This is a genomic window from Bifidobacterium pseudolongum subsp. globosum, assembly GCF_000741295.1.
In the GTDB taxonomy this organism is placed as follows: Bacteria; Actinomycetota; Actinomycetes; order Actinomycetales; family Bifidobacteriaceae; genus Bifidobacterium; species Bifidobacterium globosum.
This window is the reverse complement of sequence record NZ_JGZG01000005.1, coordinates 611,070-623,322: the sequence shown is the minus strand read 5'-3', so window position 1 is coordinate 623,322 and position 12,253 is coordinate 611,070. Positions and strand designations below refer to the sequence as shown.

General features: G+C 66.4%; 10 protein-coding genes. 6 read left to right on the top strand and 4 right to left on the bottom strand.

Features of this window, described 5'->3' with window-relative positions; translation table 11 throughout:
* The first annotated feature begins 73 nt into the window (after window positions 1-73).
* The 4 genes from infB to ribF all read left to right on the top strand — a co-directional run bounded on the left by infB (window position 74) and on the right by ribF (window position 6,006).
* Window positions 74-2,887, top strand: coding sequence for a translation initiation factor IF-2 (gene infB / locus BPSG_RS04915; protein WP_026643546.1), 2,814 nt, complete (start codon window positions 74-76; stop codon window positions 2,885-2,887).
* A gap of 171 nt (window positions 2,888-3,058) precedes the next feature.
* Entirely contained in the window at window positions 3,059-3,691 is a 633-nt protein-coding gene (gene rbfA, locus BPSG_RS04910) for a 30S ribosome-binding factor RbfA (protein ID WP_026643547.1), read from the top strand.
* A gap of 5 nt (window positions 3,692-3,696) precedes the next feature.
* A complete protein-coding gene (gene truB / locus BPSG_RS04905) occupies window positions 3,697-4,710 on the top strand; it encodes a tRNA pseudouridine(55) synthase TruB (RefSeq protein ID WP_026643548.1) in 1,014 nt (337 codons plus the stop codon).
* Between the two features lie 42 nt (window positions 4,711-4,752).
* Window positions 4,753-6,006 carry a bifunctional riboflavin kinase/FMN adenylyltransferase gene (gene ribF, locus BPSG_RS04900; protein ID WP_026643549.1) on the top strand — a complete coding sequence of 418 codons (1,254 nt, stop codon included), beginning with the start codon at window positions 4,753-4,755 and terminating at the stop codon, window positions 6,004-6,006.
* Here ribF and radA read toward each other — a convergent pair.
* Window positions 5,987-7,411 carry a DNA repair protein RadA gene (gene radA / locus BPSG_RS04895; protein WP_026643550.1) on the bottom strand — a complete coding sequence of 475 codons (1,425 nt, stop codon included), beginning with the start codon at window positions 7,409-7,411 and terminating at the stop codon, window positions 5,987-5,989. The genes ribF and radA overlap by 20 nt on opposite strands.
* 193 nt (window positions 7,412-7,604) lie before the next feature.
* On the opposite strand from radA, the gene BPSG_RS04890 reads away from it, so the two are divergent.
* Window positions 7,605-8,159: a hypothetical protein gene (locus tag BPSG_RS04890; RefSeq protein ID WP_026643551.1), complete on the top strand. Its 555-nt coding sequence runs from the start codon at window positions 7,605-7,607 to the stop codon at window positions 8,157-8,159.
* A gap of 88 nt (window positions 8,160-8,247) precedes the next feature.
* Complete coding sequence (locus BPSG_RS08430; protein ID WP_004268639.1) at window positions 8,248-8,337, top strand: 30S ribosomal protein bS22; 90 nt, start codon at window positions 8,248-8,250, stop codon at window positions 8,335-8,337.
* 97 nt (window positions 8,338-8,434) lie between these two features.
* On the opposite strand, the gene rpiA is transcribed toward BPSG_RS08430, so the two are convergent.
* The 3 genes from rpiA to pgm form a co-directional block, all read right to left on the bottom strand.
* Window positions 8,435-9,133 carry a ribose-5-phosphate isomerase RpiA gene (rpiA, locus tag BPSG_RS04885; RefSeq protein ID WP_026643552.1) on the bottom strand — a complete coding sequence of 233 codons (699 nt, stop codon included), beginning with the start codon at window positions 9,131-9,133 and terminating at the stop codon, window positions 8,435-8,437.
* A 135-nt stretch (window positions 9,134-9,268) separates the two neighbouring features.
* Complete coding sequence (locus tag BPSG_RS04880; RefSeq protein WP_026643553.1) at window positions 9,269-10,261, bottom strand: ribonuclease H family protein; 993 nt, start codon at window positions 10,259-10,261, stop codon at window positions 9,269-9,271.
* Between the two features lie 119 nt (window positions 10,262-10,380).
* On the bottom strand, window positions 10,381-12,057 hold the full coding sequence (pgm, locus tag BPSG_RS04875; RefSeq protein WP_022858249.1) for a phosphoglucomutase (alpha-D-glucose-1,6-bisphosphate-dependent): 1,677 nt from the start codon (window positions 12,055-12,057) through the stop codon (window positions 10,381-10,383).
* Window positions 12,058-12,253: the final 196 nt, after the last annotated feature.

Genomic DNA, 12,253 nt, shown 5'->3' with positions numbered 1-12,253 from the left:
ACAGCATGCTCGCCGTGAAAAGATAAGCAGCTGCGCTGGTGTGTATGCGCGGCTGGGAAATAGGAGAAATTGAGTGCCGAAAGCACGCGTATATGAACTCGCCAAGGAACTTGGCGTAGACAGCAAGACCGTCCTTGAAAAGCTCAAGGACATGGGCGAATTCGTCAAATCGGCGTCTTCGACAGTGGAGACCCCGGTCGCCCGCCGACTCAAGGAAGCGTTCCCCAAAGCGAACACCGATTCCGCGGCAGCACCCGCCGCCAAGAACAACGCCCCCGCAGCCAAGCCGCAGCCCAAGAAGCCTGCGGCCCCCGCAACCCATGCATCAGAGACTTCGGCCAAGCCGGCGGCCCCCAAGCCGTCCGGGGCACGCCCCACGGCGGCCAAGCCCGGCCAACGTCCCGGCCCACGCCGCAACGCCCAGTCCGAAGCGCCACGTGGCGGTCAGCGCTCCGCTTCGCCCCGCGCGAACGGCGGCCCTCGCCCCGGTCCGCAGAACACCAACCGCAACGAGCGTTCGAACGCACGTCCCAACGCGCCGACGCCGGGCCCCCGCACACCCCGCGGCCCCCAAGGCAACGGCCAGCAGGGCGGCGGCGCCAAGCCGGGCGCACCGCAGCAGCATGCGCCACGCCCGGGCAACAACCCGTTCAGCCGCAAGCAGGGCATGCATACGCCCACGCCGGGTGACATTCCGCGCCCGCATCCGATGGCGCGCCCGACCGTGAACGACAGCCGCCGCGGCGGCCGCCCCGGTGCACGTGGCGGCGCCCGCAACGGCCGCCCGGGGCCGGGCACCGGAGCACGTCCGGGCCAGTGGGGCCAGCACCGCCAGAACCAAGGCGGCGGCGCCAACAGCGGGCGTCCGGGCGGCAACCGTTTCGGCGGCGGCAATTCCGGCGGCTTCCAGAACAACAACAATGGCCCGTCGCGTGGCGGCGGCCGTGGTCGCGGTGGCGCAGCCGGCGCGTTCGGCCGCCAAGGCGGCAAATCCTCGAAGGCACGTAAGAACCGCCTGGCGAAGCGCCATGAATACGAGGAGATGAAAGCACCCGTCATCGGCGGCGTGCGCATCCCCAAGGGCAATGGCCAGACGATCAAGCTGCGCCAGGGCTCGTCGCTCGCGGACCTCGCCGAGAAGATCAACGTCAATCCGGCGGCCCTCGTGACCGTGCTGTTCCACTTGGGCGAGATGGCCACGGCCACGCAGTCGCTCGATGAGGCGACGTTCCAGATCCTGGGCGACGAGATCGGCTGGAACATCAAGGTCGTGTCCGCGGAAGAGGAAGACAAGGAGCTGCTCCAGCAGTTCGACATCGACCTCGAGTCCGAGGAACTGCAGGAGGACGAGGACCTCAAGCCGCGTCCGCCGGTCGTGACCGTGATGGGCCACGTGGACCACGGCAAGACCCGACTGCTCGACACGATCCGCCAGACGAACGTCATCGCACGCGAGGCCGGCGGCATCACGCAGCGCATCGGCGCCTACCAGGTGACTGTGGACATGGATGGCGAAGAGCGCAAGATCACGTTCCTCGACACCCCGGGCCACGAGGCGTTCACCGCCATGCGTGCCCGCGGCGCCGAGCTGACCGACATCGCGATCCTGATCGTGGCGGCCGACGACGGCGTGATGCCACAGACCGTCGAGGCGATCAACCACGCGCAGTCCGCGCATGTGCCGATCGTGGTGGCCGTGAACAAGATCGACGTCGAGGGTGCGAACCCCGACAAGGTGCGCGGCCAGCTCACCGAATTCGGCCTTGTGCCCGAGGAGTACGGCGGCAACACGATGTTCGTCGACATCTCGGCGAAGTACGGCACGAACGTCGACAAGCTGCTCGAAGCGGTGCTGCTCACGGCCGACGCGGAGCTCGACCTGCGCGCGAACCCCGACATGGACGCCCGTGGCGCCACAATCGAGGCGCGCCTCGACAAGGGCCGCGGCGCCGTGGCGAGCGTGCTCGTCCAGTCCGGCACCCTGCACATCGGCGATTCGATCGTGGCGGGCACGTCGTACGGCCGTGTGCGCGCGATGCTCGACGAGAACGGCAAGAACATGGAAGCGGCGCTGCCGTCGACCCCGGTGCAGGTGCTTGGCCTGACCTCGGTGCCGACCGCAGGCGACCTGTTCCTGGTGGCGCCGGACGACCGCACCGCACGCCAGATCGCCGAGAAGCGGCAGGCCACCGAGCGCGCCGCCCAGCTGGCGAAGCGCCGCAAGGTCGTTTCGCTCGAGAGCCTCAAGGAACAGTTCGCGAAGTCCGAGATCGACATGCTCAACATCGTGATCAAGGGCGATTCGTCCGGTTCTGTGGAAGCGCTCGAGGATTCGCTCATGAAGATCGAGGTCTCCGACGAGGTCGGCATCCAGGTCATCCACCGCGGCGTCGGCGCGATCACGCAGAACGACGTGAACCTCGCCTCCGTGGACAAGGCCGTGATCATCGGCTTCAACGTGCGTCCGAACCGTCAGGTCGCCGATCTGGCGGAGCACGAAGGCGTGGAGATCAAGTACTACTCGGTCATCTACAAGGCGATCGAAGACATCGAGGCCTCGCTCAAGGGCATGCTCAAGCCGGAATTCGAAGAGGTCACCACCTCGCACTCCGAAATCCGCGAGATCTTCCGCTCGTCCAAGTTCGGCAACATCGCCGGCGTCATGGTGCTCGACGGCGAAGTCAAGCGCGGCACCAAGGCGCGCATCCTGCGCGACGGCGTGGCCACGGTCAACGACCTGGAGATCAGCTCGCTGCGCCGTTTCAAGGACGACGTCAAGTCGGTCTCGGAAGGCTACGAGGCGGGCATCAACCTGGGCACGTTCAACGACATCGAGATCGGCGACATCATCGAGACCTTCGAGATGCGCGAGATCGAACGCAAGTAACCGCCGCGCGCGGTGAACGCGCAAACGGGGCGGGGCGGATCATTCCTGATCCGCCCCGCCTTTTTGCGCGCGCCCGGTTTTGCAACAGGCTGACACACGCGCCGCCGGTTTTCGACTACGCTTAGTGAGCAGTACCAGACTGGAACACACGACCATACGAAAAGGAACATCATGCAGGGAACGAATCCTCGCGCCGCGCGCATCGCGGCGCTGATCCAACGCGTCATCGCTTCGAACATGGAATCCACGCTGCACGACAAGCGGCTCAAGAACGTCACGATCACCGACGTGAAGGTGACGAACGACCTGCAGCTCGCCAAAGTGTATTGGACCACGATCTCGCACACCGGCAACGACGAGGGCGAACGCAAGCGCGCGCAGACCGCGCTCAGCCAGGCGCGCGGGCGCCTGCGCACGATGGTCGGCGCGAAGGCCGGCCTGCGCCTGACCCCGCAGCTGCAGTTCATCTTCGACGAGGTGCCGGGCGAGGCGCACGAGATCGACGACATCATCGTGGCCGCACGCCGCCGCGACGAGGAACTCGCACGCATGCGCGCGAACGCGCAGTACGCGGGCGAAGCCGACCCATACAAGCACGACGACGAGGATGAGACCGAGGACGAGATCGAGAGCCTGGAGCACGAAGACAAGGACGAGTGCAACGAGTACGACGGCGACGTGGTGACCGTGGAGGAGCTCGAGGACTTCGACGACGACGAGGACGCGGTGGACGGCAGCGACGACGACCCGGTGGACCCGGCCGAACTCGACCCGCAGTCCACGATCGACGGCGCGCAGGACTGACCCGCGTGGCGGCAACGACAGCCGGACAATCCGGCCTGCTGATCATCGACAAGCCGCAGGGCGTGACGAGCCACGACCTGGTGGCGGCCGTGCGCAGTGCGTTGCACATGCGCAAGGTGGGCCACGCCGGCACGCTCGACCCGATGGCCACCGGCGTGCTCGTGGTCGGCTTCGGCAATGCGACGCGCCTGCTCAACATCATTGTGGAGCACAGCAAAACCTACAGCGCCACCGTGCGCTTTGGCCAGCGCACCACGACCGACGACGCCGACGGTGAGATCATGCCCGGTGAGCCCGGCGCGCCGCTGCCGGACCTCGGCGCCGTGCGAGAGGCCGTGGCACAGTCGTTCACCGGGCGCATCGAACAGGTGCCGAACGCGTATTCGGCGATCAAGGTCAACGGCCGGCGCGCCTACGATCTGGCGCGTGCAGGAGCCGAGGTGGAGCTCAAGGCGCGTGAGGTGACCATCAGGCGTTTCGACGTGCTCGACGCGCACACCGCCACGGCGGCCGATGGCACACCGGTGCTCGACGTGAACGTGGAGGTGGAGTGCTCCGCCGGCACATACATCCGCGCCTTGGCGCGCGATCTGGGCGACCTGTTCGGCTGCGGCGCGCATCTGACACGGCTGCGGCGCGAAGCGGTCGGCGCATTCCGCGCCGACGATCCGCGCGCGGTGCATGCGCATGTGGAATCACGCACGTTCACGAACCGCGAAGGCGTGATGGTGACGCGCAACCGCGCGGTGCTCGACGAAACCGGCCATGCGCTGCTCAGCCGCGCGCTGCCGATGATCGACGCGGTGCGCGGCGCGCTGCCCATCGTGGAGGTGGGCGAAGGCGAGGCTCGCGACCTGCGCTTCGGCCGGCGCATCGCATGCCCGGCGCAGCTGCCGGGCGGCGTGCCGTGCGCGGCCGTCGTGCCGGCAACGCGCGACGTCGTGGCGATCGCGGAACGCGCCAATGCGCGCGAGCTGAAGCCCCTGACCGTGTTCCCCGCGCCGGCCGGCAGGGACTGACAACCTTGAGCAATTGGCACACATTACCAGAGGTGAGATGAATTGAACATCATTCGTTTGCAGCCGGACATCACCGGCACCGTGGCTTGGCCCACACTGAGCGCGTCGAAGAAATCGGTCGTCACGGTGGGAGTGTTCGACGGCGTGCACCGTGGGCATCAGTCGGTGATCAAGGAGACCGTGCGCATCGCGAAACGCGAGAAGTGCTTTTCGGTGGTGATCATGTTCGATCCGCGCCCGGCGTTCGTGCACGTGTACGCCGCGAAGAACGGCGGCATGGAGCCGACGTCCGACGTGCAGGACACGCAGAAGATCACCGGCGTGGACGAACGCCTGCGCATGATGAACGCGCTGCACGTGGATTACGTGTTGATCGTGCGCTACGACCTGGAGTTCGCGGCGAAGTCGTTCCGCTTCTTCCTGGGCCAGCTCGTGGGCAAGCTCGGCATGCGCACGCTCGTGCTGGGTGAGGACGCGCGCATGGGCGCCAATCTGGAAGGCACGGTGGAGTCGATCGGCCGGCTTGCCGAAGGCACCGGCGTGTTCGAACTCGTGGTGGTGCCCGACCACGGCGGCCACGTGTTCGTGCCGCAGCAGGCCGCGCCGCGCATGCCCGAAGGCCGCGGCGAGCCCGCTGACCCGTTTGAGGGCCTGAACAAAGCCGAACAGCGCGCATTGACGAAGCGGCTGAACTCGAAGAAGGTGCGCGTGCTGAGCTCCACGAACGTGCGGTGGCTGCTGGGGCAGGGACGCATCATGGCGGCCAATGACGTGCTCGGGCACACGCACGGCGTGGAAGGCACCGTGGTGCACGGCGAGGAACGCGGGCGCACAATCGGATTCCCCACGGCGAACGTGGAGACGCCAATCGATGGCTATCTGCCCGTCGACGGCGTATACGCCGGCTGGCTCATCGACCTGGGCCCCGCCGATGAGTACGACGAGTCGCAGCGTGCATACAGCGAGGCGCCCGAAGCCGGCGCCGAGCCGATCTCGCAGCAGTACACGTCGGGCGGCGTGGAGAACCGGCTCGCCGAACATTCGCCGTACCGCTGGCCGGCGGCGATCTCGATCGGCCGCAAACCCACGTTCAACGAGCAGAGCGGGCATGACGAGCGCGTGCTCGAAGCCTATGCGCTCACCGACGACTGGCTCGAACTGTATGGGCACCGTGTGCGCTGCGAATTCGTGGGATTCCTGCGCCCGCAAATCAAATTCGATTCGGCGGACGATTTGGTGGCCGAACTCAAGCGCAATGCGGACGAGACGAGGGAACTCACTTCGCGCGCTTCGTGAGCCGCATGGCCTCCAGTGCGTCCTTGAGTGACTGCACCGGCACAATCGTCAGGCCGTCGACGTGCACCGGCGTGCGCAACGGCGGCACGATGGCCATGGTGAACCCCAAACGGGCCGCCTCACGCAGGCGGTATTCCAGTCGCGGCACCGGGCGCACCTGACCGGTGAGCGAAATCTCGCCGATCGCGCACGTGGTCTTGGCGATTGGCGCATTCGTCGCGGCGCTCGCCAACGCCGCGCAGACCGCCAGGTCGCACGCCGGCTCCTTGGCCACGCCGCCGGCGATCGTGGAGATGTACAGGTCGTTCGTCAACAGCGCAAGGCCACCATGCCGGTACAGCACCGCCACGAGCATTGCGATGCGGTTCGTGTCCACGCCGTTGACGGCGCGGCGCGGTGTGGGCAGCACTGATTTCGTCACGAGCGCCTGCACCTCCACCGGCAGCGAACGGTGGCCGTCGAGCGTGAACGTGACGCACGTGCCTTCGACGGGCGCGTCGGTGGACGAGAGGAACAGGCCAGCCGGATCGGTCACCTCCTCGATGCCGACGCCGCTCATGTCAAAGCAGCCCACTTCGTCAGTGGGGCCGAACCGGTTCTTCACCGCGCGCAACATGCGCAACGCGGTCTGCGAGTCACCCTCGAATTGGCACACCACATCCACCAGATGCTCAAGCGTGCGCGGGCCGGCGATCGAACCGTCCTTGGTCACATGGCCCACCAGCAGCACCGGCACGTCGAGCGATTTGGCCGTGTCGATCAGCGCGCTCGCCACCTCGCGCACCTGCGTGGAGCCGCCCGAAATGCCATCCACGTCCTGCGAGACGATCGTCTGCGCCGAATCGACGATCGCCAGGGCCGGCTTGTGCTGCTCAATCAGGCCGAGCGCGGTCGCCAAGTCGGTCGTGGAGGCGAGCAGCAGGTTCTCCTCGACCGCGCCGATGCGCGAGGCGCGCAACCGCACCTGCGCCTGCGACTCCTCGCCGGAAATATAGAGCACGGTGTTGCGCTGCGCGGCGCCACTGCTCGCTTTGGCGACGTTGCCCGCGGTCTCGAGCAGCAATGTCGACTTGCCGATGCCCGGCTCGCCGGCGATCAGTACAACAGACCCGGGCACAATGCCGCCACCGAGCACACGGTCGAATTCGCCGAAGCCGGTGGGGATGCGCGTCACCGACGCCGTGTTGATCTGCGTGATCGGCTGCGCGGCGCTCGAGACGACCGCGCTCGCCGTGGTGCGCGCGGTGCGGCCCGGAGCAGCCGTGCGCGTGGTGGACGGATTCGGCTTCGCCTCACGGAACTCCTCGATCGTGCCCCACTGGCCGCATTCGGGGCAGCGGCCGTACCATTTCGACCCGGTCCAGCCGCACTCGGTGCACACGTAGCTCACATTGCTCTTTGCCATATTCGAAACGTAGCGCCTGCCTGCGTCATGCGCAAGAGGCGTCAGGCGGCTGTGCCAAGATGATGGCTATGGCAAAGACTTCGGGAACCCCTGCGCGGCGCACGGGCGCACGGGCCACGGCGAAGACCACGGCACGGACCGCGCAACAGCCGGCGCCGCAGACGTCGGGGACCGCACGCAGGCGCGTGCGGTCGTGTGCGCCGCCGCGATCATTGTGGTGCTTGCGCTCGTCAGCGCATTCGGCTGGCCCGGCTGGGCGGTGCGCACGCCGCCCGCACCGGTCGAAGTGCCCTCGGCGGTCGCCTCGGCCACGCCGACGATCGCGGCGCAGCCGCTGCCGTCCGACGCGTCCGAACTCGTCAAGATCCTGCCCGAGCATGTGTCGAACTATGTGCGCGGGGCGGTCGAGTCAAGCGACGAATGGCAGTCGGCCGCGCCGGTCGAGGCATATGCGGTCACATACGGCAACGGCGACCAAGCCAAGGACGTGCGCGTGCTGATGGGCCAGTGGGCCGACGCCGAAGAGGCCGAAACACAGTACGAGAAACTCGCCAAGGCACTCGATGGCGAACAGCTGGCCGCGGGCAACATCAAGGTCTCTGGGCAGAACACCGGCAGCTATGTTGTGGTGGGCGGCAAGGGTGGCGACGGCACAGCCACTGCGTTGTGGCGCAACGACACCGTGGTGTTCCGCGTCACCGGACCGCAGGCGAGCGTGGAGGCGGTCTACAAGCTGTTCCCGGTCTAGCCGGGCGTGGCTGAAGCGCAAAGTCGGCTCAGCCGTGTAGAGTGTGTCAAGTTGCAAACTTTTCGAGTATATGGAACGGAGGCTTGAGATGGGCTCGGTCATCAAGAAGCGCCGCAAGCGGATGAGCAAGAAGAAGCACCGCAAACTGCTGCGTAAGACTCGCCACCAGCGCAAGTAGTCTTTACCAGCTGATGTAAGCGTATATGGCAGGAGGCCCCCAATGATTTGGGGGCCTCCTGCGTTCTGTGTCGCTGTCGGTCAGTGCCTGGACCGGCTCACTTGTTCGGGTTGGTCAGCACGCGCGGGCCGTCCGGGCTGCCCACGATCACTTCGTTGACCATGTTGAGGAACAGGCCGTGCTCCACAACGCCCACGATGTTGATGAGGTCCTGGGCCAGCGCCTGCGGGTCGTCGATGCGCTCGAGGTGCAGGTCGATCACGTAGTTGTTCTCGTCGGTGCGCACCGGCTCGCCTTCGGCGTCGAGGCGGAGCACCGGCTTGTAGCCGCGCTCGTCGAGGCGCTTGAACACGTGCGACCAGCCGAACGGGATTACCTCGACCGGCAGCGGGAACTTGCCGATGACGTCCACGACCTTGGATTCGTCCACGATCCACACGATCTTGTTGGAATTGACGGCCACGATCTTCTCCCACAGGAGGGCCGCGCCGCCGCCCTTGATGCCGTTGAAGTTGGCGTCCACTTCGTCGGCGCCGTCGATCGTGAGGTCGATGTGGTCCACGTCGTCGATGTTCACGATCTTGATGCCGTAACCTTCGGCCTGCTCCTGCGTGCGGCGGGAAGTGGTCACGCCGGTGAAGTCGAGGCCCTCCTCCTGCACGCGGCGGCCGAGCTCGTCCACGAGGAACCGCACGGTCGAACCGGTGCCCAGACCTGCGATCATGCCGTCGGTGATGAGCTTGGCGGCTTCGATGCCGGCTTCCTTCTTCATCGCATCCTGTTGTGCCTTGTCCATAACGCTCCTTTATGCGAATCATGGCGCGGAATCGCCCCGCGCACTGCCTCCCATACTAACCGAGCCAACAGAACGCGCAGGCTCCCGTGTTTCACGCTTGGTTTCATATGTGGGTGGCGGATTGCCGCGTGCACGTCACGACTGGTAGACGAGGAACGGCGCGCCTTCGAGTGTCAACGTGCCGTCGCCGTTCACCAGTCCGTCGACCTCGATATAGCCGCGCACACGGCGCGGACGGCCGTCGAAATGCGGGCTCGACTGAGGCGGAGGAGTGAAGCGCACCTCGCCGCTCACATGCAGCCCGCTGTGCCGCAGCAGTGGTTCGGCGGGCTGCACGGATTGCGCAGATTCGGCCGGCTGTGCAGATTGTGCGGGTTTGGCAGGCTGTGCGGGGTCGGTGTCGCGCACAGGGTCGACGGGCGCGGAGTCAGCGCTCTGCGGCTGCGCGGATTGCGCGGGCGCGGCCGGCTGCTCGTTCGCATCATGTGGTTCGCTCGGCGCCTCCGTCTCGCTTGCCGCGCCGCCGATGCATCGGCCAGCCACATACTTGGCGCGGTCGAGATCGCCGTCGAGCAGCAGTTGCGCGTCCATCGGCACGTCGGTGCCACGCGCGTACTGCGAATCGAGCAGCGACTGCCAGCCTTCGCGCGGCAGGTAGCCGTCGCGCACGCCCGACCTACAGTCCTCGGCGTAGGTGCGCGCGAGCTCGTCGACCCTCTCATTGCCGGCGTTGCCCGCATGCCCCTTGACCCACTGGAAGCGCACCGAGCCTTCGCGTGCGCGCAGTTCCGCGTCGATCGCCTTGATCACCGCCGCGTTCTTCACCGGCTCTTTCTTCGAGTTCTTCCAGCCGTTCTTCTTCCACCCGTGCACCCATTTGGTGGCGCAGTTGATCGCGTACTGCGAGTCGGTTTCGATGACGAGCGGCTCGCTGCCCGGGTGCGCGCGCAACGCCATCAACACCGCGCACAGTTCACCGATCTGGTTCGTGCCGTTCGTCGCGCCGCCGGCGTCGCAATCGCCGGTGTGCGCGTGCTCGCCCTGGCTCGAGTGGTCGGCCCATGCCCAGCCCATCGGCCCGTTGGGATTGCCGAGGGCGGATCCATCAGTGGAAACAGTGATCGTCATGCCCTCCACTGTACGGCCAGGCACTGCCCGCACCAACGGCAACGCCCAGACACGCGGCGCGGATGGCCGGGTCTGGGCGTTGCTTCAGTACGTTGCACGGCGGTGCCGTGCGGGGTGGATCACTCGCCGAGGGCGTTGTCCACGACCTGCGTGGCTTCGTCGAGCACGGAGTCGAGCGTCTCGGGGGAGACGAACGACTCGGCGTAGACCTTGTAGATGTTCTCGGTGCCGGACGGGCGGGCCGCGAACCAGTTGTCCTCGGTCACGACCTTGATGCCGCCGATCGGCGCATCGTTGCCCGGGGCCTTGGTCAGGATCGCGGTGATGTCCTCGCCGCCGAGCGTGGTGGCGGTCACATCGTCCGCATTGAGGTTCGCGAACTTCTGCTTCTGCTCAAGGGTGGTGGGCGTGTCGATGCGGCTGTACCAGCTTTCGCCGAAGCGCTCCACCTGCTCCTGGTGCAGCTGCGCCGGGTTCTTGCCGGTCTTGCCGGTGATCTCCGCGGCGAGCAGGTCGGGAATCAGGCCGTCCTTGTCGGTCGTCCACACACGGCCGTTGAAGCGCAGGAAGCTCATGCCGGAGCTCTCTTCGCCGCCGAACGCGACCTCACCGGTGAACAGCGGGTCGACGAACCACTTGAAGCCGACCGGCACCTCGACGACATGCGCGTCGATCGCCGCGGCCACGCGGTCGATGAGCGAGGAGGAGACGAGCGTCTTGCCCACGCCGGCGCCTGCCGGCCAGTCGGGGCGGTTGCCGCCGAACAGGTATTCGACGCACACGGCCAGGTAGTGGTTCGGGTTCATCACGCCCCAGTTCGGGCAGACGATGCCGTGGCGGTCGGCGTCCGGGTCGGTGCCGCCCACCAAGTCGTACTTGTCCCATGCGCCGGCGTTGAGCTCGTCCACGAGGCCCTTCATCGCGTACTGCGACGAGGGGTCCATGCGAATCTTGCCGTCGTGGTCGATCGTCATGAAACGCCACGTCGGGTCGACCTCGGGGCGGATGACGCCGATGTTCAGGCCGTACTTCTCGTTGATGAGCGGCCAGTAGTTCACCGAGGCGCCGCCGAGCGGGTCGATGCCCAGACGCACGCCGGAGTTGCGGATCACGTCGAAGTCGATGACGTTCTTGAGATCGTCCACGTAGTGCTCGCGGAAGTCGAAGCGCTCCACGAGGTCGGACTTGATGGCCTGCTCGAACGGCACGCGCTTGACGCTCTTGAAGTCGCCGAGCAGCTCGTTCGCGCGGTTCGCGATAGCGTTCGTCACCTCGGACGGCGCCGGGCCGCCGGTGACCGGATCGTACTTGAAACCGCCGTCGGTGGGCGGGTTGTGCGAAGGCGTCACGACGATGCCGTCGGCCAGATCGGCGCCTTCGAAGCGCTGGGTGCCGTCCGCCGCGCGGTTGTGCGTCAGGATCGCCTGGGAGACGACAGGGGTGGGGGTGTAGTCGTCGCGGGAGTCGACGCGCACGCGCACGCCGTTCGCCACGAGCACCTCGATCGCGGTCTTCCACGCCGGCAGGCTCAGCGCGTGGGTGTCGCGGCCGATGTAGAGCGGGCCGGTCACACCGGCGGCCTTGCGGTATTCCGCGATGGCCTGCGTGATCGCCACGATGTGCGCCTCGTTGAACGAGGTCTTCAGCGACGAGCCGCGGTGGCCCGAGGTGCCGAAGATGACGCGCTGCTCGGGTACGGATGGGTCCGGCACCACGTCGTAGTACTTGCCGATGACTTCATCGACGTCGATAAGATCTGCTGGAGTGGCGGGCATACCCGCGTTCTGTGCAACCATACAACCTTCAATCAATCTGTAACGATGGACTGCTCCAGCCTACCGTGCGGAGGCACGACAGGCGGCAGTATCAAAGTTTAGCCGATGGCGAAGAGATGAAATCGATTGCATTAGCCTCAGGGCTCACGAAAAACAACAAAATAATCAAAATGAGCACGTGATGCCGCATACCGTTTGACTTTTGGCGGAGGGCGTG